Origin of the sequence: Pseudomonas sp. GM41(2012) (genome assembly GCF_000282315.2) — a bacterium.
Classification (GTDB): Bacteria; Pseudomonadota; Gammaproteobacteria; order Pseudomonadales; family Pseudomonadaceae; genus Aquipseudomonas.
Window position 1 is genome coordinate 18941 of sequence record NZ_AKJN02000010.1, and the last position, 20783, is coordinate 39723.

General features: G+C 58.9%; 21 protein-coding genes, 1 other RNA gene and 1 pseudogene. 14 read left to right on the forward strand and 9 right to left on the reverse strand.

What is annotated here, in order from left to right:
• The first annotated feature begins 160 nt into the window (after positions 1 to 160).
• Positions 161 to 925: a sulfite exporter TauE/SafE family protein gene (locus PMI27_RS03220; protein WP_008149095.1), complete on the forward strand. Its 765-nt coding sequence runs from the start codon at positions 161 to 163 to the stop codon at positions 923 to 925.
• Here the strand turns inward: PMI27_RS03220 and PMI27_RS03215 are convergent.
• Positions 915 to 1229 (reverse strand): putative quinol monooxygenase, encoded by a 315-nt coding sequence (locus PMI27_RS03215; RefSeq protein ID WP_008149093.1) that lies wholly within the window; start codon positions 1227 to 1229, stop codon positions 915 to 917. The two genes, PMI27_RS03220 and PMI27_RS03215, sit on opposite strands and share 11 nt — an antisense overlap.
• 160 nt (positions 1230 to 1389) lie before the next feature.
• Here PMI27_RS03215 and PMI27_RS03210 point away from each other — a divergent pair, with 160 nt between their 5' ends.
• From PMI27_RS03210 to PMI27_RS03165, 10 genes are all read left to right on the forward strand, one after another.
• A complete protein-coding gene (locus PMI27_RS03210) occupies positions 1390 to 1980 on the forward strand; it encodes an NAD(P)H-dependent oxidoreductase (protein ID WP_008149090.1) in 591 nt (196 codons plus the stop codon).
• 206 nt (positions 1981 to 2186) lie between these two features.
• On the forward strand, positions 2187 to 3098 hold the full coding sequence (locus PMI27_RS03205) for a LysR family transcriptional regulator (RefSeq protein ID WP_008149088.1): 912 nt from the start codon (positions 2187 to 2189) through the stop codon (positions 3096 to 3098).
• 103 nt (positions 3099 to 3201) lie between these two features.
• Positions 3202 to 4095: an NAD-dependent epimerase/dehydratase family protein gene (locus PMI27_RS03200; protein WP_008149086.1), complete on the forward strand. Its 894-nt coding sequence runs from the start codon at positions 3202 to 3204 to the stop codon at positions 4093 to 4095.
• 221 nt (positions 4096 to 4316) lie between these two features.
• Positions 4317 to 5762, forward strand: a complete 1446-nt coding sequence (locus PMI27_RS03195) for a SulP family inorganic anion transporter (RefSeq protein ID WP_008149084.1) — start codon at positions 4317 to 4319, stop codon at positions 5760 to 5762.
• A 284-nt stretch (positions 5763 to 6046) separates the two neighbouring features.
• Entirely contained in the window at positions 6047 to 7396 is a 1350-nt protein-coding gene (locus PMI27_RS03190) for a GntP family permease (RefSeq protein WP_008149082.1), read from the forward strand.
• Between the two features lie 15 nt (positions 7397 to 7411).
• Complete coding sequence (locus PMI27_RS03185; RefSeq protein ID WP_008149080.1) at positions 7412 to 8272, forward strand: MurR/RpiR family transcriptional regulator; 861 nt, start codon at positions 7412 to 7414, stop codon at positions 8270 to 8272.
• A 1-nt stretch (position 8273) separates the two neighbouring features.
• Complete coding sequence (locus PMI27_RS03180) at positions 8274 to 9731, forward strand: N-acyl-D-amino-acid deacylase family protein (RefSeq protein WP_008149078.1); 1458 nt, start codon at positions 8274 to 8276, stop codon at positions 9729 to 9731.
• A gap of 120 nt (positions 9732 to 9851) precedes the next feature.
• On the forward strand, positions 9852 to 10220 hold the full coding sequence (locus PMI27_RS03175; protein WP_008149076.1) for a glyoxalase superfamily protein: 369 nt from the start codon (positions 9852 to 9854) through the stop codon (positions 10218 to 10220).
• A gap of 82 nt (positions 10221 to 10302) precedes the next feature.
• The gene (locus tag PMI27_RS03170; protein ID WP_008149074.1) at positions 10303 to 10548 is read left to right on the forward strand and encodes a FitA-like ribbon-helix-helix domain-containing protein; all 246 of its coding nucleotides are present in this window, start codon (positions 10303 to 10305) and stop codon (positions 10546 to 10548) included.
• On the forward strand, positions 10545 to 10964 hold the full coding sequence (locus PMI27_RS03165; protein WP_008149072.1) for a type II toxin-antitoxin system VapC family toxin: 420 nt from the start codon (positions 10545 to 10547) through the stop codon (positions 10962 to 10964). Before PMI27_RS03170 ends, PMI27_RS03165 begins: the two co-directional genes overlap by 4 nt.
• 50 nt (positions 10965 to 11014) lie before the next feature.
• Here the strand turns inward: PMI27_RS03165 and PMI27_RS32575 are convergent, their stop codons facing one another.
• Complete coding sequence (locus tag PMI27_RS32575; protein ID WP_411741511.1) at positions 11015 to 11878, reverse strand: methyl-accepting chemotaxis protein; 864 nt, start codon at positions 11876 to 11878, stop codon at positions 11015 to 11017.
• Positions 11873 to 12934 (reverse strand): annotated as a pseudogene (locus PMI27_RS32580) (methyl-accepting chemotaxis protein); the annotation flags it as partial. The gene PMI27_RS32575 and the pseudogene PMI27_RS32580, both read right to left, overlap by 6 nt.
• A 259-nt stretch (positions 12935 to 13193) precedes the next feature.
• Here PMI27_RS32580 and PMI27_RS03155 point away from each other — a divergent pair.
• The 3 genes from PMI27_RS03155 to PMI27_RS03145 all read left to right on the forward strand — a co-directional run bounded on the left by PMI27_RS03155 (position 13194) and on the right by PMI27_RS03145 (position 16023).
• Complete coding sequence (locus tag PMI27_RS03155; protein ID WP_008149068.1) at positions 13194 to 13865, forward strand: histidine phosphatase family protein; 672 nt, start codon at positions 13194 to 13196, stop codon at positions 13863 to 13865.
• 26 nt (positions 13866 to 13891) lie between these two features.
• Positions 13892 to 14725, forward strand: a complete 834-nt coding sequence (locus tag PMI27_RS03150; protein ID WP_008149067.1) for a phosphatase PAP2 family protein — start codon at positions 13892 to 13894, stop codon at positions 14723 to 14725.
• Positions 14726 to 15090: 365 nt separating this feature from the next.
• Positions 15091 to 16023, forward strand: coding sequence for a metallophosphoesterase (locus PMI27_RS03145; protein WP_238545920.1), 933 nt, complete (start codon positions 15091 to 15093; stop codon positions 16021 to 16023).
• Between the two features lie 12 nt (positions 16024 to 16035).
• On the opposite strand, the gene rimJ is transcribed toward PMI27_RS03145, so the two are convergent.
• The 6 genes from rimJ to PMI27_RS03120 all read right to left on the reverse strand — a co-directional run bounded on the left by rimJ (position 16036) and on the right by PMI27_RS03120 (position 20723).
• Complete coding sequence (gene rimJ, locus PMI27_RS03140) at positions 16036 to 16602, reverse strand: ribosomal protein S5-alanine N-acetyltransferase (RefSeq protein WP_008149063.1); 567 nt, start codon at positions 16600 to 16602, stop codon at positions 16036 to 16038.
• A 213-nt stretch (positions 16603 to 16815) separates the two neighbouring features.
• Positions 16816 to 18222 (reverse strand): DUF2252 domain-containing protein, encoded by a 1407-nt coding sequence (locus PMI27_RS03135; RefSeq protein WP_008149061.1) that lies wholly within the window; start codon positions 18220 to 18222, stop codon positions 16816 to 16818.
• A 126-nt stretch (positions 18223 to 18348) separates the two neighbouring features.
• Positions 18349 to 19272 carry a hypothetical protein gene (locus tag PMI27_RS03130; protein ID WP_008149059.1) on the reverse strand — a complete coding sequence of 308 codons (924 nt, stop codon included), beginning with the start codon at positions 19270 to 19272 and terminating at the stop codon, positions 18349 to 18351.
• A 180-nt stretch (positions 19273 to 19452) separates the two neighbouring features.
• Positions 19453 to 19846: a transfer-messenger RNA gene (ssrA, locus tag PMI27_RS30810) on the reverse strand.
• Positions 19847 to 19954: 108 nt separating this feature from the next.
• Complete coding sequence (locus PMI27_RS03125) at positions 19955 to 20206, reverse strand: hypothetical protein (protein WP_008149057.1); 252 nt, start codon at positions 20204 to 20206, stop codon at positions 19955 to 19957.
• A gap of 244 nt (positions 20207 to 20450) precedes the next feature.
• Positions 20451 to 20723 (reverse strand): hypothetical protein, encoded by a 273-nt coding sequence (locus PMI27_RS03120; protein WP_008149054.1) that lies wholly within the window; start codon positions 20721 to 20723, stop codon positions 20451 to 20453.
• Between the last annotated feature and the right edge of the window lie 60 nt (positions 20724 to 20783).

Here is a 20783-nt window from a genome sequence, read left to right on the forward strand (position 1 = left end):
TACATTGGATTTGCGGCGGACTCCGATCCCTTGTAGGAGCAAGGCTTACCCGCGAAGGCGGCCAGTGGCCGCAGCAAAAATTCCAGCCTCTGCCAAAGCAAGAGGCACCCTCAGTATATGGAAGATTTTCAACCGGCCCTTCCAGGCTCACCATAACCCCATGAATACACTCGCCGCGTTCTATCAAAACCTCGGTCTGGCCCTTTCCTTGATGGTCATCGCAACCTTTCTGCTGGCCGGCATGATCAAGGGGGTGATCGGCCTCGGTCTGCCGACCATCGCGATGGGATTGCTCGGTCTGGCTATGGCGCCGTCGCAGGCTGCCGCGCTGCTGATCATCCCCGCAACGCTCACCAATGTCTGGCAACTTGCATTCGGCGGGCATCTGCGGGGGTTGATCAAACGGTTGTGGCCAATGCTGCTGGCGATCTTCATCGGCACCGGGGCTGGCACGATGTGGATCGGCATGGCCGATGGTCATTGGGTTGTACGGGGATTGGGCGCTGCGCTGTTGCTCTATGCGTTGAGCGGATTGTTCCTGCCGACCTTGCGTGTCGGCCGTCACACCGAGCGTTGGCTCGGTCCGCTTTGTGGCCTGTTGACGGGCGTCATCACCTCGGCCACCGGCGTCTTCGTGATTCCGGCCGTGCCTTATCTGCAAGCGTTGGGCTTGAGCAAGGATGAACTGGTGCAGGCGCTGGGTCTGTCGTTCACCGTCTCGACTCTGGCCCTGGCCGCCGGCCTGTTATGGCGCGGCGCGCTGGGCGGTGGCGAGTTAAGTGCGTCGTTGCTGGCGCTGATCCCGGCGGTGCTCGGCATGTTGCTGGGGCAATGGTTGCGCCAGCGGATCAGCGCCGTGCTGTTCAAACGTGTGTTCTTCATCGGCCTGGGCGCGCTCGGCGGCCACTTGCTGATCAGCGGGTAGCGGACGACGGGCTGAGCATGTCGATGGCGCGGATATCGAAATCCCGTTCCAGGTACTCATCGCGCTGCTCGAGGAATTGTTTCATGTGCGGCAGGTTCGAGTGCACGTCCAAGTGAGCCTGGGACTGCCAGATCTCGTAGAAGATAAACAGCGTCGGGTCCTGTTTGTCGCGCAACATGTGGTACTCGATGCAACCGGGTTCGGCGCGGCTCGCTTCTACATAACCACTGAAAAACGCTTCGAAGGCGTCGGATTTTTCAGGGCGGGTCTTGGCGTGCAGAATGAAGCCTTGCATTTCACTCATCAGAAATCTCCTCAAGTTCAGAATCGGCGCAAGTCTATGGCAACAATCGGCTGTCGATTCGTGCGTATAGGTCAAATGAATTTTGTGAATTCAGCGCTTATTCCGCGTGAGGCAGATCGCTACTCTGCCGCCATCGAATTCCAGCCTTCCGAGACTTCCCATGAAAAAAGTCCTGTTGCTCAATGGCGGCAAAAAATTTGCCCACTCCGATGGCCGCTACAACGCCACCCTGCATGAAGCCGCGCTGAGCGTGCTGGATCGCGGCGGCGTCGACGTGAAAGCCACCTTCATCGACGAGGGTTACGACGTCGCCGAAGAAGTCGCCAAATTCCTCTGGGCCGACGTGATCATTTATCAGATGCCCGGCTGGTGGATGGGCGCGCCCTGGATCGTCAAGAAGTACATCGACGAAGTCTTCACCGAAGGCCATGGCAGCCTGTACGCCAGTGACGGTCGCACCCGTTCCGACTCGTCGCAAAAGTACGGCAGCGGTGGTCTGTTGCAGGGCAAGCAATACATGTTGTCCCTGACCTGGAACGCGCCGCAGCAAGCCTTCGACGACCCGACCGATTTCTTCGAAGCCAAGGGCGTTGACGCGGTGTACTTCCCGTTCCACAAGGCCAACACCTTCCTAGGCATGACCGGTTTGCCGACGTTCCTCTGCGTTGACGTGATGAAGCGCCCGAATATCGAGGCTGATGTGGCGCGCTATGAGCAGCATTTGACCGAGGTGTTCGGCCTCAAGGCTTGAGGCAGGTCTACTATCGATGTCTTGAGTGGGCGCTGATTTGTGGCGAGGGGGCTTGCCCCCGTTGGTGCGCGAAGCGGACCTAAAATCAGGTAGCTTGCGTTGACTGATTTTACGACGGCTTCGCCGCCGAACGGGGGCAAGCCCCCTCGCCACAATGGATTTCCTCTGTACAGTAGAACGGTGCTGAATATCGATAAGGGGTATCCGTGAAAGCCAGATCCGATGAGTTGCAGATTTTCGTCTGCGTGATTGAATGCGGGTCGATTTCCGCTGCGGCCGAACAGGTCGGGCAAACGCCTTCAGCGGTCAGCCGTACGCTGTCGCGGCTGGAGGCGAAACTCGATACCACGCTGATCAACCGCACCACGCGGCGCATGGACCTGACTGAAGAGGGCAAGTATTTCTTCGAGCACGCCAAGCTGATTCTCGATCAGATGGACGAGCTTGAAGAGCGCCTGACCTCGCGTCAGCAAACCCCGTCCGGGCGTCTGCGGATCAATGCCGCATCGCCGTTCATGCTGCACGCCATCGTGCCGTACATCGACGAGTTCCGCCGGCTCTATCCGGACATCCAGCTGGAACTCAACAGCAACGATCTGATCATCGATTTGCTCGAGCAAAGCACCGACATCGCTATCCGCATCGGCACGCTCGCCGACTCGACCTTGCACGCTCGATCCCTGGGTTGCAGTCCGCTGCACATCGTCGCCAGCCCGGCCTATCTTGAAAAACATGGAGTACCGGCTGAAGTGGCGGATTTGTCCGGGCACACGCTGCTGGGCTTTACCCACAACGAAGGCCTCAACCAATGGCCGCTGCGTTATGTTCACGGTGATCGTTGGCCAATTCAGGCGTCGATCAGCGCCTCCAGCGGCGAGACGATCAGGCACCTGGTGCTGGAAGGCCAAGGCATTGCCTGCCTGTCGCACTTCATGACGATTGATGACATCCGCGCCGGACGTTTGCAGGTGCTGCTGGCGGATTTCAACAGCGGCTATCGTCAGCCGATCAATGCGGTGTACTACCGCAACTCGCAACTTGCCCTACGGATTCAATGCTTCCTGGACTTCATCCAGGGCAAATTGGCGGCTTATGCGAACGCGGATTTCAAGGGCTGATTCGTGACCCCTGCGCAAGAGTGAATTGGGCAACGCTGTCTGTTTCCGAAGGCATCGGTTCTCGATACTGGCCGCATCACTTATTAACGCAGGGAGTCTCTCCATGAACGTATTCGTAACCGGCGCAGCAGGTTTTATCGGCGGCTCCATCGCCACCGGCCTGGTCCAGGCTGGCCACAAGGTGACTGGCCTGGTTCGCAACGCCGAACAAGCCAATGAACTGAGCGCTCTGGGCATCATCCCGGTGCTCGGCACGCTTGACGACAGCGCCCTACTGGCCGAACAGGCCCGCGCTGCCGATGCCGTGATCAACGCCGCCAGCAGCGACCACCGCGGCGCGGTAGAAGCGTTGCTCAATGCACTTCGCGGTTCCAACAAAGTGTTCCTGCACACCAGCGGCTCGAGCATCGTCGGCGATGCATCGGGCGGCAAATCCAGCGACGTTATCTATTACGAAGACCACCTGCCGGAGCCGACCGTCGACAAGGCGGCGCGCGTGGCCATCGACAACCTGATCCTCGCCGCAGCAAAGGACGGGGTGAACTCGGCAGTCATCTGCAACACCCTGATCTACGGCCATAGCCTGGGCGTGAATCGCGACAGCGTGCAGTTGCCGCGTTTGCTGAAACAGGCGCGTAAAAGTGGCGTGGTCCGGCATGTCGGTACCGGCCAGAACATCTGGTCCAACGTGCACATCGAAGACGTGGTTTCCCTGTACCTGCTGGCGCTGACCAAAAACGTACCGGGCACTTTCTACTTCGTCGAAAGCGGTGAAGCGTCGTTCATCGACATGACCACTGCGATTGCCCAAGCGCTGAATCTGGATGAGCCACAAGACTGGCCGCTGAAAGAGGCCGAAGCCGAGTGGGGTTATGAAATGGCCAACTATGGCCTGGGCTCCAACAGTCGGGTTCGCGGTAAAAAGGCGCGGGAATTGCTGGGCTGGGTGCCGAAGCGGACTTCGGTGATTGAATGGATTCGTGACGAGATGGTTTGAGTTCACTCTAGACCGCGTCATCGTTCATCGTCGGAACGCCGCCCGGAGCCGGCTCACTCCCACAGTGGATCTTCTTCGTACACAAAATCTGTGTCGAGTGGAGATCAAATGTGGGAGCGAGCCTGCTCGCGATTGCACTTCCGGCGACCCAACAACTGGCCGGGCCGTCCTCAATTCCGTAACATCCGCCCCCTCTTTTCCCGCCTGTATTTAGATCAGCCATGAAACCCAAACATCTGCGCGCCGATACCCTGGCCGGGCTCACCACGTCTTTCGCTCTTCTACCCGAATGCATCGCCTTCGCGCTGGTTGCCCACCTCAATCCATTGATGGGGCTCTACGGCGCTTTCATCATTTGCACCCTGACCGCGCTTTTCGGTGGGCGACCGGGCATGGTGTCCGGCGCCGCCGGATCAATGGCCGTGGTGATCGTCGCGTTGGTGGTGCAGCACGGTGTGCAGTATTTGCTCGCCACCGTTCTGTTGGGTGGGCTGATCATGCTGGCGTTCGGACTGCTGAAGCTTGGCAAGCTGGTGCGCATGGTGCCGCACCCGGTGATGCTCGGCTTCGTCAACGGCTTGGCGATCATCATTGCCCTGGCGCAGCTGGAACATTTCAAGAGCGGTGACGTCTGGCTCAGCGGTACGCCGCTGTACATGATGGCGGGGCTGGTTGCCGTGACGATGGCCATCGTCTACGTGCTGCCGCGCCTGACGCGCGCCGTACCGCCGGCGCTGGTGGCGATTCTGGGCGTTGGGCTGGCGGTTTATCTGCTTGGTCTGCCAACCCGCACTTTGGGTGACATGGCGCACATCGCTGGTGGCTTGCCGACGTTTGCGCTGCCAGACATCCCATGGAACCTGGACACCCTGCGCATCATCGCCCCTTACGCGATATTGATGGCGTTGGTCGGCCTGCTGGAAACCCTGTTGACCCTGAACCTCACCGATGAGATCACCGAGAGCCGTGGCTACCCGGATCGCGAATGTGTGGCGCTGGGGGCAGCCAACATGGTTTCCGGTGTGTTTGGCGGCATGGGCGGTTGCGCCATGATCGGGCAGACCGTGATCAACCTCAGCTCCGGTGGTCGCGGTCGGCTGTCCGGTGTGGTGGCCGGGGTGATGATTCTGCTTTTCATATTGTTTTTGTCACCGTTGATCGAGCGCATCCCACTGGCCGCATTGGTCGGGGTGATGTTTGTGGTGGCGCAGCAGACCTTCGCCTGGGCCTCGCTTCGGGTGGTGAACAAAGTGCCGCTGAATGACGTGTTGGTGATCATCGCGGTGACGGTCATTACGGTGTTCACCGATCTGGCCACTGCCGTGCTCTGCGGGATCATTATTGCGGCGCTCAACTTCGCCTGGCAGCAGGCCCGCGAGCTCTATGCCGACAGTCATCTTGAAGTCGACGGCAGTAAGCTCTACCACCTGCATGGCACGCTGTTCTTCGCCTCGACTACGCCTTTTCTCAACCAGTTCGACCCCGCCAACGACCCACCCGTAGTGACGATCGATTGTCGCCACCTGAGCTTCGTCGACTACTCGGCGATAGCCGCTCTAAAAACGCTGCGTGAACGCTACGCCAAAGCCGGCAAGCACCTGCGCGTGCTGCACTTGTCCGAACGCTGCAAGAAATTGCTCAAGCGCGCCCGCGTCAGTCACGACTAAGGTCTCCAGCAAAATCCCTGTGGGAGCGAGCCTGCTCGCGATGGCGGTGTATCAGTCACATCACTGTTGACTGACTCTCCCTCATCGCGAGCAGGCTCGCTCCCACAGGGAAATCGGGATGTAAATTCACCTATCTGATTTGCATATTTAGCGACCTCGCATACCTCTACGCGACAACCCTTATCCCTCCACGAAAATTACTTTCACCTCGTTTGAAAATCACCCATCGAAATGTTTTATGAGTTTCACAACCCATTCGACGTGACCCTTTCGAGGAGTACCGCATGACACCGTCCTTCGGCTATTGGCTGCTGGTTTACGCCGCCATCGCCATCATCGCGCTGATCGTTCTGATCGCCCGTTACCGACTCAATCCGTTCATTGTCATCACCCTGGTGTCCATCGGCCTGGCGCTGCTGGCCGGGATGCCGCCGTCGGGCGTGGTGGGGGCGTACGAAGCGGGCGTCGGCAAGACGCTGGGCCATATCGCACTGGTGGTCGCACTGGGCACGATGCTCGGCAAAATGATGGCCGAGTCCGGCGGTGCCGAGCAGATGGCGCGAACGTTGATCGACCGCTTCGGTGAGAAAAATGCCCACTGGGCGATGGTCTGCATCGCTTTCCTTGTAGGACTGCCGCTGTTCTTCGAAGTCGGTTTTGTACTGCTGGTGCCGATCGCATTTACCGTGGCGCGGCGCGTGGGCGTGTCGATTCTGATGGTCGGTTTGCCGATGGTCGCCGGGCTCTCGGTGGTCCACGCGCTGGTGCCTCCACACCCGGCGGCGATGCTGGCAGTGCAGGCCTATCAGGCCTCGGTGGGACAGACCTTGCTCTACGCGATCCTGATCGGGATTCCGACCGCGATCATCGCCGGCCCCCTGTACGCCAAGTTCATCGTGCCGCGCATTCAATTGCCGGAAGATAACCCGCTGGAACGTCAGTTCCTCGAGCGTGAACCGCGCGACAGCCTGCCGGGTTTCGGCATTACCATGGCGACTATTCTGCTGCCGGTGGTGCTGATGCTGGTCGGTGGCTGGGCCAATCTGATTTCCACGCCGGGCAGCGGTTTCAATCAGTTTCTGTTGTTCATCGGCAATTCGGTGATCGCCTTGTTGCTGGCGACCTTGCTGAGCTTCTGGACCCTCGGTCTGGCCCAGGGCTTCAACCGCGAATCGATCCTGAAATTCACCAATGAATGCCTGGCACCGACCGCCAGCATCACCTTGCTGGTGGGCGCGGGCGGTGGCTTGAACCGGATTCTGGTGGACGCTGGCGTCACCGACCAGATCGTCAGCCTGGCCCAGGTATTCCACCTGTCGCCGCTGTTGATGGGTTGGCTGTTTGCTGCGTTGATGCGCATCGCCACCGGTTCTGCCACGGTGGCCATGACCACCGCATCGGGGATCGTCGCGCCGGTGGCCATTGGTCTGGGTTATCCCCATCCAGAGCTGTTGGTGCTGGCGACAGGCGCGGGGTCGGTTATCTTTTCCCACGTCAATGACGGCGGTTTCTGGTTGATCAAGGAATACTTCAACATGACTGTCGCCCAGACCTTCAAGACCTGGACGGTGCTCGAGACCATTATCTCGGTCGTCGCCTTCGGTCTGACCGTTGGCCTTTCTTACCTGCTTTAGCCGGAGCCGCCCGCCATGGACATCCTCTACCAGATCCGCGCCCGTCAGGATTCCTTCAGCGCGGGCGAAGGACGCATCGCTCGGCTGATGCTCGACGACGTAGGATTTGCCTCCGCCGCCAGTCTCGATGAACTGGCGCTGAGGGCGGAAGTCAGCACCGCCACGCTCTCGCGTTTCGCTCGCACCGTCGGCTGCCGCGACTTGCGCGATCTGCGCCTGCAACTGGCCCAGGCCAGCGGTGTCGGCAGTCGGTTCCTCGACCCTGCGGGCACGCCCGAGCAGTCGGCGTTTTACGGGCAGATAGTCGGCGATATCGAATCGACCCTGCGCCAGCATCTGTCGGCCTTCGACGAATCACGTTTCGCCGATGCGGTGAAACTGCTGGGCAAGGCGCGGATGATTCACGCGTTCGGCATGGGCGGTTGCTCGACCTTGTGCAGTGATGAATTGCAAGTGCGGCTGGTGCGATTCGGCTACCCGATTGCGGTGTGCCACGACCCGGTGATGATGCGCGTCACCGCTGCCAGCCTCGATGCCGAACGCGCCGTCATTGCCTGTTCGCTGACCGGCATCACCCCCGAATTGCTCGAGGCCGTCGAGCTGGCGCGCAGCTACGGCGCACGAATACTCGCCATCACCCGGGCCGACTCACCGCTGGCGCAATTGGCGGATGTGCTGCTGCCGCTGCAAGGTGTCGAGACCTCATTCATCTACAAACCCACGGCGGCGCGCTACGGCATGTTGCTGGCCATCGACGTGCTCGCCACCGAGCTGGCGCTGGCCAATCCTGAAGACAATCAAGAGCGCCTGCGGCGGATCAAACTCGCCCTCGACGATTACCGCGGCGGCGACGATCATTTGCCGCTGGGAGACTGACATGATGTACGACACGCTGATTCGCAACGCCCTGATTATCGACGGCAGCAACACGCCGGGTTATCCCGCCGACGTGGCGATTCTGAACGGCCGCATCGAGCGTATCGGCGACTTGCACAATGCCAGCGCCACTGAAGAAATTGACGCTGCCGGCCGCGTGTTGGCGCCAGGTTTCATCGACGTGCACACCCACGACGACACCGTGGTGATCCGCCAGCCGCAGATGCTGCCCAAGCTCAGCCAGGGCGTGACTACCGTGATTGTCGGCAACTGCGGGATCAGCGCGTCACCGGTGAGTTTACGCGGCGATCCGCCCGACCCTATGAACCTGCTCGGCACCGCCGCGGCGTTTGTTTATCCGAGGTTCAGCGACTACCGCGCAGCCGTCGAAGCGGCGAACACCACGCTGAACGTGGCTGCACTGGTCGGTCACACGGCGCTGCGCAGCAACCACCTCGACGACCTGTTTCGCACCGCTACACCGGACGAAATCAGTGCGATGCGCGAGCAACTGCGCGAGAGTCTTGAGGCCGGTGCGTTGGGCCTGTCCACGGGGCTTGCCTATGCCAACGCGTTCTCGGCTTCCACCGATGAAGTCATGCAACTGACCGAAGAGCTGACCGCCTTCGGCGCGGTCTACACCACCCATTTGCGTAGCGAATTCGAGCCGGTGCTGGAGGCCATGGATGAGGCGTTCCAGATCGGCCGTCATGCCAAAACACCGGTGATCATTTCCCACCTCAAATGCGCCGGCGCCGGTAACTGGGGGCGCAGTCCGCAACTGCTGGCGTCCCTTGAACACGCGGCCAAAACCCACCCGGTAGGCTGCGACTGTTACCCCTACGCGGCGAGTTCGTCGACGCTGGACCTCAAGCAAGTCACCGACGCTCATCGCATCACCATCACCTGGTCAACGCCGCACCCTGAAGTGGGTGGCCGTGACCTGATGGACATCGCCGACGAGTGGGGCGTGCCGCTGCTGGATGCTGCTCGACGCCTGCAACCGGCCGGCGCGGTGTATTACGGAATGGACGAGGCGGACGTACGAAGAATCCTCGCGCATCCACTGTCGATGGTCGGCTCTGACGGATTGCCGGAAGACCCGTTTCCGCATCCCCGCTTGTGGGGCGCATTCCCACGCGTGCTCGGACATTTCAGTCGCGACGTGGGGCTGTTTCCGCTGCACACCGCCGTGCACAAAATGACCGGGTTGTCGGCTGCGCGATTTGGCTTGAAGGAACGTGGCGAAATCCGTGAAGGACATTGGGCGGATCTGGTGTTGTTCAATCCTGTGACGATTCGCGATGTGGCGGATTTCAATGATCCGCAACGGGCGGCGGAAGGTATCGATGGGGTTTGGATCAACGGTGTCTTGAGTTACAGCGAAGGCCAGGCAAACGGAAGAAGGGAAGGGCGGTTTCTGGCACGACAAGGGGACTTGCGTGATGGTTTCCAGTAAACATTCCGAGTGCTGCGTCACAGTGATGGCACATTGAGACTAAAGAAAGCCATTGCCAAGCCGAAGCGCTGACATCTCGCCCAGCTACACTCTGGGCCTTATCAGTCTGGGAGCAACTCCATGAGCTTCGGCAAAACCACCCCGATCCTGCGGATTTTCGATGAAATCAAGGCCGTGGAGTTCTACGTCGACTTCCTGGGGTTCAAGATCGACTGGCAGCATCGTTTCGAGCCCAACTTTCCGTTGTACCTGCAAGTCTCCCGTGGTGAGTGCGTGCTGCACCTGTCCGAACACCATGGCGACGCCACGCCGGGCTCGGCATTGCGCATCGAGACCGATGAACTGGAGGCCTTTCAGCAACAATTGCTGGCCAAGGAATATAAATTCGCATACCCGCAGATCCAGGCGATGCCGTGGGGCAGCCAGGACATGACGATCAGCGATCCGTTCGGCAATCGGTTGGTGTTTACCAATGCGATTTGTGTGTAAGGCCGTTCGGCATCTCTGCGAGTTTTAATGGAACAAGGTGTGTTAGCCTCAATCAATGATTTCATTGATTGCAGGAGGCATCATGGCCAGCATTACGATTCGAAACCTGGACGATCAGATTAAGGAACAGCTGCGCATCGCAGCGGCCCACAATGGGCACTCAATGGAAGAGGAGGCTCGCCTTATTCTCGGCAGAGCCCTGGCTACCGTTGATCGTGCAGGAGGACTTGGAAGCCGTATCCGCAACAGGTTCAGCGCTAGTGGTGGGGTTGAGCTTGATCTTCCTTCGCGTCACGAGAAAGCGACAGCGGTGGATTTCTCCGAATGATAGTGCTCGATACCAATGTTCTTTCAGAGTTCATGCGGGTCGAGCCTGACACTCAAGTACTTGCCTGGGTTGATGCGCAACCGGCGATGGAATTGGCAATTAGTGCTATCACCGTGGCAGAGATTCTCCATGGCATTGCCCGACTCCCGTTTGGTAAGCGCAAACAGAAACTTGAAGCTCATGCGATGGCGATGTTCGAAGAGGACTTTGCCGGAAGGATTTTGCCTTTTGATGCTCACGCCGCCGTGGAGTACGCGACGCTGGTAGCTGGCTGTGAAGCTAATGGTCGGACCGCGTCGATGGCCGATGCGCAGATTGCTGCAATCTGCCGAAGCCATGGAGCTCCTATTGCGACCCGTAATGTCCGGGACTTTGAGTTTTCCGGTGTTGAGGTGATCAATCCGTGGCAGGCCTGAGCGCTTGATGATCGTTCCCACGCGGGAGTGGGAACGATCAGAAGTGAATGTCAGACCCGGAAGTGGCTCACCATCATCTGCAACTGATTACCCAACCGCGCCAGTTCAACACTGGACGCTGCCGTTTCATCGCTGGCGGCGGCGGTCTGTTCGGACACGTCGCGCACGTTGATGATGCTGCGGCTGATCTCTTCGGCCACGGCGCTTTGCTGCTCGGCGGCGGCAGCAATCTGCTGGTTCATCGACTGGATGTTGGACACCGTGCGGGTGATGTTTTCCAGTGACACGCCAGCCTTGCGAGTCAGCGCGACGCTGCTGTCGGTCAGGGCGCGGCTGTTGTTCATCACCGCCGACACTTGTTGCGTGCCGTTCTGCAGACCGGCCACCAGGCCTTCGATTTCTTCAGTGGATTTCTGCGTGCGCTGAGCCAGGCCACGGACTTCGTCGGCCACCACGGCAAAGCCACGACCGGCTTCACCGGCACGGGCCGCTTCGATGGCGGCGTTGAGCGCCAGCAGGTTGGTCTGTTCGGCCACGGCCTTGATCACGTCCATGACGCTGCCGATCTTGTCGCTTTCCTGTTGGAGCACGCTCATGGCTTCGGTGGAACGCGCCACTTCAGTGGCCAAGCGTTCGATCTGGGCGATGGCTTCGTTCACCACCTTATCGCCTTCACGGGCTTCGCCGTCAGCAGCGGCGGCCGCTTGGGAGGCTTCTTCGGCGTTGCGCGCGACTTCCTGCACGGTGGCAGTCATCTCGTGCATGGCGGTGGCCACTTGATCGGTTTCGATCTTCTGGCTGTTAACCCCGGCGCTGGTTTGCTCGGTCACAGCCGATAGTTCTTCGGCCGCGCTGGCGATCTGGGTGACGCCGTCGCGGATGCCGCTGATCAAGTCGCGCAGGGTCACGCCCATGCGAGCGATGCCTTGTTGCAACACGCCGAGTTCGTCGCGGCGAGTCACTTTGACGTCCTGGGACAGGTCGCCGCTGGCGATGCGTTCAACCACGGCCAAGGTGTCGCGCAGGGGGCCGGTAATCTGACGGGTGATGATCACGGCAGCAATGATGCCCACCAGCAATGCCAGCAAGGTGCTGATCAGTTGCAGGGTGCGAGCCTGGGCGCTTTCGATGTCACGGCGGTCGAGCTGGATCTGATACAGCTGATCACTCAGGGTCACGATGGCAGCGCCCTGGTCGGTCATTTCCTTGCGCGCCTGCACCGCATCGGTGTTGGCCGCTTTATAGGCCTGCAAGGCGCTGCGGTAGTTGATCAGTGCGGTTTCCAGCTGACGCAGGGCGTCTTGCTGAGTGTCGGCGAAATGCACATTGAGGGGTTTCAGGCTGGCGATGGCCACGTCCAGTTGGCCGACGGCTTTTTGCTCGGTCTCGGCGTTGGTGGTCGCGGTGTAGCCACGCACTTCGTAGCGGGCCAGCAAGAAGGCTTCCTTGGCCGCCGTGATGGCCTGGAATTGTTCGAAGCGTTGGTCGCTCAGAGGCATTTGCTGCACGCGGGTGTTGATGGCGTTGATCAGCGTGTTCGCAGTCTCGGCATTGGCGCCCATGGTGTCGCGCGCGCTGTTACCGGTGCGGTACGCGCTGCGCATTTTGTTCAGGGACGTCTTGTAGGCGTCGATGACGGCGCCTTGCTCTTTGAGCAGCTTGAGGTTTTCCGGGCTCTTGAATTTCACCAGCAGCGCTTGTTGCTGAGCGGAGAACGCCTCGAGCGTGGTCTGGACGTTCTGTGCGGCGGTTTCGTCGCCGTTGGTCAGCATGTATTGCAGGCGAACCACACGCAGCTTGGTCAGGCCGGCATTGAGCTGGGTGATGTCGCTCATCCAGTTGCTGCGGTCAATCAATCCGCCCAGGCTTGTCCAGCCGGTCAGGGCGAGGACGCAGGTCAGGGCCAGGACCAGGCCGAACCCCAGGCCCAGCTTCATGTTCACGCTGATATTGCCGAACCAGCTATTCATCAAAAGTCCTCCAGGAACGTTGTGCTTCTAGATCGTCGGTTGGCTGGAAGATTGTTGTTTTTGGTCGCCAGCAAGGTGTGTAGCAGGACTGTATCGGCAGCAATTACGAGAGCTGAATGGTTTTTGCGGGACCGATGTGTAACAAGGCTTTTGCAGCTCTTAAGCTTTTTTTCACATGCGTTTCACCGACTGCCGACGCCAGCCTCTTTACTCTCGCCGCACCGAATGAACGTGATGCGTGCCGGCGAGGCGGTTTGATGTGGGATTGAGACTGAGTCTGTTCGGGATAAAACGCTCGATTCATCTGAGCCGTTTTGCCCGCTATCGCAAGGCGGCTATCATGCTCACCGTGGCGCTGCTGGTGATACCGCTGACGGTTTGGCTGTTGCTGCCGGCCGCTGTACCGGACCTGGCCCACGGCAATGTGGCCGGCGCCCGGGCGTTGGCGGCCGATTGGGCCAAGGGCAACGTGATCGTGCTGGTGCGTCACGTTGAACGCTGCGATCATTCCAGCGCAGCCTGCCTGAACGGTAACGATGGCATTACCGATCGCTCTCGCAGTGTCGCGGTGGATGTTGGTGCGCAGTTCGAACAACTGGGGCTGAACAAGGCCGACATCTACAACAGCCCCATGAAGCGTACAGTGCAGACCGCTGGTTACATGTTCAACAAGGTCGGGGTTGGTGAAGAATGGTTGATCAATTGCAAGGGCACCATGCTGCGTAACGCTCTGGCGCACAAGGTGGCCGGGCGAAACCTGATTCTGGTGACCCACAGCGAATGCATGTCGCAACTTGAGAAAGACCTCAAGTTGCCCGCCTCTACGCTGGGCTATGGCGCTTCTTTGTTTATCTCGGCCGAAACGCCTCAGGCACCCCGTATGCTCGGTTTCATCGAAGCCTCGGACTGGCGCTCGGTGACCACCGAATGAATTCACTTTCTGGATCAGGACACACGATGTTGACTTCTTCCCGTTACCGCTTTTATTGGGTGAACTTTGGCATTCCGCTGGCCTGTGCGGTCGTGGTTTTCCTGATGTTCGACCTGACCAAAATCGACATCGCTTTCAATGATCTTTTTTATGACCCGGTCACGCAGACGTTTCCGCTGGATAATGTCCACCTGTTCGAAAAGATCACCCATAAATGGGCACGGATCATCCCGAACTGGACTGGAGAGATAGCGATCGTCGGCGCCTTGCTGTCGTTTCTCTGGCCTCGTCTGAAGGCCGAAAAGCATTCGAAAATCATCGCATTCCTGGAAAAAATCAAAGTCGCGCCGGTGCTTCGGTTCGCCACCAAGCACCGCCGGGACTTCCTCTATGTGGTGTTCGCGTTCTCCATCAGCACTGGGGTGATCCACTACCTCAAGGGCCACACCAGCGTGTACTGCCCGATCGAAACGACCCAGTACGGCGGGAAAATCGAGCACAAGGAGTGGTATGAGAATTTTGATCTGCTGAAAGTCGCTGGGGCAGGTCGCTGCTGGCCGGGCGGACATGCCTCGGGCGGCTTCACCATGCTGGCGTTGTACTTCGTGGCGCGTCGTTACCGCTGGCGCTATTCCAAAGCGGTGATGTACGGCTCGCTGCTGCTCGGTTTCGTCTACGGCACGACACGGGTTCTGCAAGGCTGGCACTACATGTCCCACACCTTCTGGGCCGGGATCTTCGTATGGCTGGCGTGTTTGCTGACAGCGTTGGCGTTCTATGGGCGAGCCCGGCTGGAGCAACCGGTGCTGCAAGCGCATGAGCGACCTGAAAAAGTTGCACAGCCGCAGACGGCTAGCTGACTCAAAAGACTTCAACGACAAAACCCGCCAACCTTGAAGAGGGTGGCGGGTTTTTTGTTGTTCGTCTTGTGGGGCGGTGTTCGGGAGATTGCCTTCGCAGCAGGCTCGCTCTTGCAGAAAAACAACGGGCTAAAAAAGGTATACGGGGCGAATTCTTAACAAAGTGTGAACAACTGGTGTGATCTATTAATAGCAACCCTTGCTATCCCTTAACGCCTGTCTGGCCATGCCAAGTGAGCCCTTGATTGAAACGCCCCCCAATTCCATCGCCGGCTGCAAAACGTTTTGTGCCCGGAAAAGCTGTTCGCAGGTTAAGCATCGTCGCAGTCATCCTACTGATTGGCGCCGCGATGGTCGGGTACTGGATGTTTACACCGCCGGCGCCATTTGTTCCGTTGAGTGGCCTGGATTCTTCCGCCGTGTCGATGATTGCCTTGGGTGACCAGGGCAGTGGTGATCTGCAACAGTGGCGGGTGGGGCAGGCCATGGAGCGAGTCGCCGCCAGAGACGGGCGACTGGACATGGTCGTGTTGTTGGGCGACAACTTCTATGGCAAACCGCTGACCAGTACCCACGACCTTGGCTGGCAAATGAAATTCGAGCGCGTCTATTGGGGCCAGTGGCTGAGTCATGTGCCGTTCTACGCCGTGCTGGGCAATCACGATTACCCCGTGTCGCAGAAGTTCGAACTCGAATATGGCCTGCAGCGCAAGGGCTCGGGTCGCTGGCAGATGCCGAGCAATTTCTACGTCAAGGATTTCGGTAACGTCGATGGGCGCCCGTTGGTGCGAATGGTGTTCCTCGACACTTCGGCCCCACGGGAATCCTTTCAGCGTCAGATCGACTTGCTTGACCAAGCCTTCCAGCAACCGGGACCGGCACCTGTATGGCGCATCGCGGCGGCCCATCACCCGGTCCGCAATCATGGCCAGCATGGTGAGGACGGTGAACTGGTCAACCTGTTGTTGCCCGCGCTGGAACGCAACAAGGTCGACGTGTTCCTGGCCGGGCACGACCACAATCAGCAACTGCTGCTTCGCGCCGCCGAGCCAGCTTGGGTGGTTTCCGGGGCCGGGGGCCAGAAACTCTACGCCCTTGGCGCCGCAGGGCTGGACACCTCGTTTGCCACCGCACACGCCGGTTTTGCCAAACTTGATTTGAATCCCAGCCAATTGCGGCTGAACTACTATGACGATCGAGGCAACCTGGAAACCGGTTATCGTTGGGACCGGGATTGTCAGTGGATGGCCAAAGGCTGCCTGTTGCCCTACGTTGCGCAACAGGTGGTCGCGCAATAACACGATGAGCGCTTAGCGGAACCCGGCACTCGGCGCCGGGTTGATCAACGCCGTCAACACATGATCCTGCCAGCGCCCGGCGATACTCAGGTAGGCCTTGGCATAGCCCTCACGTTCAAATCCCAGTCGCTCCAGCAGCCGCGCACTGCGATCATTGCCAGGGATGTAATTGGCCATGATCCGGTGCAGCTTCTGCTCATCGAACATATAGCCGATTCCCGCTTCCAGTGCTTCCTGCATCAAGCCCTGGCCCTGATGAGATTCGTCGATGTGGTAACCGAGATAGCAGGCCTGAAACGCCCCGCGAATGATGCCGCTGAAATTGCAGGCGCCGATCATCTGGCCGTTGTCCGGATCCAGCAACGCGAAATGCACCGCCAGACCGGCCTGGAAAGCGCTGGCTTGCACCTCAAGGCGCGGGCGGATGCGTTCAGGGCTGTGGTAATCGACGGGGCGAATCGGCGACCACCGGGCTAGATGCCTCAGGTTGCGCCGGTAGAAGTCGCTTTCCAGCGCCGCCTGTTCAGGGTCGAGCACCGCCAGCGTCAAGCGTTTGCAGGGCAGGGATAGCAGCGGCATAGGGCGCTCCGGTTCACGGGGATCGTCGTGCAAGCATTGCGTGGTCAGCGGGGAAACACAACAAAACAGCAGACAAAAAAAAAGCCCGCGGGAGGGCGGGCAAACCGTAGTTTCTTGAATGAGCGAGCGCAATGTACCCGTTGGTGGAAGGTCGTGGGGTGAAGAAAAATTCATGTCGATGAGTGCCCGCCGCTTCACACCCGTGAGACACGCCTACGGCAAATGATCCGCCGCAAAGTCCGCTTCCGAGCGTGCCCGCAAACGTCCCTTGCGGCAGGCCTGCTGGAATCGTTCGAAGTCGCGCTCATTCTGCGCGGTGTAGCTATGCGCATACTTGAACAACGCGTCGGCCAGCGCATCGCTTTTGCCGATGTAGCCGCTGATGTGTGCGGCGTTCCCGGACGATTTGGCGTGGGCGCGGGCCAAGGCGCGACCACAAATGCGACCGTAGGCGGCGAAGGTTTCAGCGTCGAACGTCTCGAGTTCCGCCGAGACTTTCATATCGCGCAATTGGCGCACATAGAAGTGTCGACCGCTGGGACCGGTGGTCCAGCCGAGGAACAGGTCACTGGCCGATTGCATCAACCGTTGGCCATCGACCACGCGCTGACCGTTATGCCGAACCCGCGATTTAGTCTTCACATAATCGGCAAGCACCGAACGACGTGCCTCCTTGAACTGCAGGAACAGCGGGAACTCCTGATCATCGGTCAGCAGCGCCACCAGGCAACGAGTCCCGACGCTGCCCACACCGACCACTTTGAACGCCATGTCTTGAACGTGAAAACGCGCCAACAGCTCACGACGGTCGGCTTGCAGTGTGCCGGGATAGTCGCGCATGAATGCGTCGTAAAGTGGGCGCCAGTCCGACAGGCGCAGCCAGTCGTCGTCGGCATCCAGCAGCGTGGTGTTTTCGTGTAGATGGAAAATTTCCGGCAGGTCATCGCGAATGATCAGACGGCCCTGTGCGTCACGGTCACTGATTTTCGGTAGCAGTTCAGCATGGGTGCGACGTTCAGCTTTTTCGATGGCGCGCTCTACATGCTCCAGTGTCGCTTTGCTCGCCTGCTGCCGCAGATCGCGGTAACTGATGGACTCGTACCAGGTTTCCATGGCGCTTTGTTCGGCGCATTCGAGCATGGTCTGCTGGTAGGCGCCGACCACCTGGCGGCAGACCGTTTCTTCGACCGTGTCGCCATGGCGCAGGTCGCGCGCTGCCACCACGAAACTTGCCACCAGCCGTTTCAAGTCCCACTCCCAAGGGCCGGGATGGGCTTCGTCGAAATCGTTGACGCTGAACAGCAGATTGCGTTCCGGCGTTGCAAAACCGCCGAAGTTCATTAGATGACTGTCGCCGCAGATGGGCGATAGCAGACCCATGTTGGAAGTTGCGGCCAAGTCGTGGGCTTGCAACAGCGCATTGCCGCGATAGAAGGTGAACGGCGAGACCAGCATGCGGCCGTAGCGCAACTCGACCAGCGACTTGATGCGGCCTTCACTGGACGTTTTGATCAGCGGCAGCGGGTCGCGACTTATTTTCCCCATGGCCGCCTGCGAACTGCGGGAGCAGTTCTTGCGAGCATCCTTGCCTTGCTTCAAGCGGTCGTTGAGGGTGGTCATGGGGGCTCGTTTGGTGAGTGTTTAAGACGTGTGAGAGATGAGTGTAGAAGGGCTTGGGGTCTTCATCCGAAGTGTTTTGGCTTTGATCGTGGGAACCAATGGGAGCAACTCGCCAACGAGCGTCCTTCAATATTCCGTCACCCCAAAAGCCCTCAAAATCCACCCAGCCTCACCAGGCACCAAAGTGTACTGAACCTGCCGGATTTTCCCCGTCCCGCCCGCATCGGCATCCGTGCTGTCATAAACCGGGAACCGCTGCACCAACGTATTTTCCACCACGGCAAACTCATCCTCACCCTGGTAGCCCACCGCTGTTTTCGGGTTCTCGCTGACAGGTGGTAGATAAATCTCGCTAAGCGACTTCTTGCGGTTGGCAGCGTAAGCAATGAGCTCGCCCGGCATCCCGCGCCCCGGTGACCTGATGAATACGTAAATCTCTGGGGAGCCATTGCGATCAAGGTCGGCGACCTCGGCTCGGACGATGGTGCAGGTGAGGGGGCGTACGATCTCTGAGTTATCGATTTCCAGACCTTGGGGGGCGATGCGTAGAGTACGATTTCCATCGACCGACACGCTCGTCACGTGAAAGCCAATGCCCTGCAATTCAAGTGTCTGGTCGAACGGCTGGTTGCTGTCCGTCGCATCACCCGAGCTCAGGCTTAATGAAAGGCTGTAGTTGGCCACTTCATTGCGCCGTGCGGCGTTGCGCATCAGGTATACCTGAACCGTGTATTCGCCATCGGCGGGCAATGGTCCCAGAAAGTGATTGCCCATGATCGATCCGTTAAACAACGCATAGTCCGCACCTTTCGCGGTGATGTTGAAGTAGGCAGAGGCGTTGGAAGACTTGAAGTCCACGGTCATCATTTGGCCGGCCTTCGCGTTCAGACGGTACTGCGCGGTGAGCGGGCCTTTGATAGAACGGGCGAACTTGACGGTGTCGGCGCCTTTTTTAAAGGTGATCTGATCGACATGAGGGGCGATTTCGGTGGCAGCGTGTACTGGCATAGAAACCATGACGGCCAGGACGGCTGCGATCCATATGTTCATGTTGATCTTCCTGAGTGCGTTGGTTGCTCAAGCGGTTGCAGGTGTTTTTTTGTGGTGGTCTTGCGAGCTTTTTCGCAGGCAGGCCTGCTTTTGTCGGGGATGGTGATGCTGCCTACGGAAATGACCAAACCCCAGATGCAACAAAACCCGCACTTGGCGGGTTTTGTTTTGCTTCGTATTTGGTGGAGCCGGGGGGATTTGAACCCCCGTCCGCCAGTACTCCGCTGTCGGTACTACATGCGTAGCCGTGTCTATTAAGTTAACCCTCAGCGACCCGACGGGCAGGGTGCTTTGGGCGAGTTGTGTAAGTTTTAGCCGCTTCGTCCACAACGTACTGCACGGCGATTCTGTTCTATATGACAATCACTTTGGGTTTACAGACATCCCCTGATGATTGCTGGACCCGAAGGTACCAGGAGGGAAGGGCTAAGGCTGCTTACGCAGCGAGAGCGTATTCCCCGTAGGTTTCGTCATTGGCAACTATAGAAAGTTGCAACAGTGGATTTACGAGTTCTGTTACCAACTCGGCATGCACCTAAAGTTTCGCAACCGGCGTCGAATCCTAAACGGCCCCGAGCCTGTTGCTCTGTGAATCATGTGAGCAACAAGCCTGCGCAGTGTACGCCAACACACGTCAGAAGGCCAACCCGAAGGTCGAGTGATCATGGGTTGGGTTCGTTGCTCAGTTTGTCAGCGCCAATGCCTGGATGGCCTCGGTGGCGCATTTCTTGTCGTCCCCGGCGGCTTTTGAAGTTTTGGCGCTGGCCAGCAGTCTTTTGATCTCCGGTGCGTTGGTGGAGGTCGCTGGTAGCGCATTCACTTTGGCTTCGAGCTCCTGCAGTTTGCTCGTACAAAGGTCGTTGTCCGCTGCAAATACGGGGGAGGCCAACATTGCAGCAGACATGACCAAACCAGCGAGTGCGGTACGTTTCATGGATATCTCCTTGTACTGATGGTCTCGGTGCTGCCGTATGAGCGGGCGGCTCGGCCGAGGTCGGAAAATAAGCCACGATTGATGGGGCCTACTTAAAAGACCACGAAGCTGCGCAGGAATTCGGTTTTTTCAATCCGAAACAGCCGCAAGCCTGCTGCTCATTGAATCCTGATGAGCAACAAGCTTGCGCGGTATACGCCAACAAGGCCCAGAAGGCCAACCCGGAGGTTGGCATTGTGCTGGGTTACTTCCCGCCTTTGTTTGCGTTCTTGATTTGCTGGATAGTTTGTTCGGTCTCGGCGATGCAATCATCTGTCCCTTCCTTGGTGCCTTTTGCCTGATCGGCTTTGGCTTTCGTGACGCTTTCCATGACCTGATCAGCCATCTCCGTAGGAGTCTGTGCCTTGGCATTTTCGATGGTTTTCAGGTTGACCGAACAGAGGTCGTCAGCGGCAAACGAGGTGGACGCCATCAGCGAGACAGTAACGAACAGACCTAACAGTACAGAACGTTTCATGTGTATCTCCTTGAACTGAGGGTCCAGGCATCGCTGGCCATCAGGACGGGCTGCCGAGTT

Excerpts from the sequence above, each read along its gene's own strand:
- PMI27_RS03135 (WP_008149061.1), bottom strand. The coding sequence starts at position 18,222 with ATGACCACCCTCAACGACCGCTTGAAGCAAGGCAAGGATGCTCGCAAG.
- PMI27_RS03190 (WP_008149082.1), top strand. The coding sequence starts at position 6,047 with ATGACACCGTCCTTCGGCTATTGGCTGCTGGTTTACGCCGCCATCGCC.
- PMI27_RS03120 (WP_008149054.1), bottom strand. The coding sequence starts at position 20,723 with ATGAAACGTTCTGTACTGTTAGGTCTGTTCGTTACTGTCTCGCTGATG.
- rimJ (WP_008149063.1), bottom strand. The coding sequence starts at position 16,602 with ATGCCGCTGCTATCCCTGCCCTGCAAACGCTTGACGCTGGCGGTGCTC.
- PMI27_RS03170 (WP_008149074.1), top strand. The coding sequence starts at position 10,303 with ATGGCCAGCATTACGATTCGAAACCTGGACGATCAGATTAAGGAACAG.
- PMI27_RS03215 (WP_008149093.1), bottom strand. The coding sequence starts at position 1,229 with ATGAGTGAAATGCAAGGCTTCATTCTGCACGCCAAGACCCGCCCTGAA.
- PMI27_RS32575 (WP_411741511.1), bottom strand. The coding sequence starts at position 11,878 with ATGGGCGTGACCCTGCGCGACTTGATCAGCGGCATCCGCGACGGCGTC.
- PMI27_RS03150 (WP_008149067.1), top strand. The coding sequence starts at position 13,892 with ATGTTGACTTCTTCCCGTTACCGCTTTTATTGGGTGAACTTTGGCATT.
- PMI27_RS03210 (WP_008149090.1), top strand. The coding sequence starts at position 1,390 with ATGAAAAAAGTCCTGTTGCTCAATGGCGGCAAAAAATTTGCCCACTCC.
- PMI27_RS03175 (WP_008149076.1), top strand. The coding sequence starts at position 9,852 with ATGAGCTTCGGCAAAACCACCCCGATCCTGCGGATTTTCGATGAAATC.
- PMI27_RS03195 (WP_008149084.1), top strand. The coding sequence starts at position 4,317 with ATGAAACCCAAACATCTGCGCGCCGATACCCTGGCCGGGCTCACCACG.
- PMI27_RS03180 (WP_008149078.1), top strand. The coding sequence starts at position 8,274 with ATGATGTACGACACGCTGATTCGCAACGCCCTGATTATCGACGGCAGC.
- PMI27_RS03130 (WP_008149059.1), bottom strand. The coding sequence starts at position 19,272 with ATGAACATATGGATCGCAGCCGTCCTGGCCGTCATGGTTTCTATGCCA.
- PMI27_RS03220 (WP_008149095.1), top strand. The coding sequence starts at position 161 with ATGAATACACTCGCCGCGTTCTATCAAAACCTCGGTCTGGCCCTTTCC.
- PMI27_RS03145 (WP_238545920.1), top strand. The coding sequence starts at position 15,091 with ATGTTTACACCGCCGGCGCCATTTGTTCCGTTGAGTGGCCTGGATTCT.
- PMI27_RS03165 (WP_008149072.1), top strand. The coding sequence starts at position 10,545 with ATGATAGTGCTCGATACCAATGTTCTTTCAGAGTTCATGCGGGTCGAG.
- PMI27_RS03125 (WP_008149057.1), bottom strand. The coding sequence starts at position 20,206 with ATGAAACGTACCGCACTCGCTGGTTTGGTCATGTCTGCTGCAATGTTG.
- PMI27_RS03200 (WP_008149086.1), top strand. The coding sequence starts at position 3,202 with ATGAACGTATTCGTAACCGGCGCAGCAGGTTTTATCGGCGGCTCCATC.
- PMI27_RS03185 (WP_008149080.1), top strand. The coding sequence starts at position 7,412 with ATGGACATCCTCTACCAGATCCGCGCCCGTCAGGATTCCTTCAGCGCG.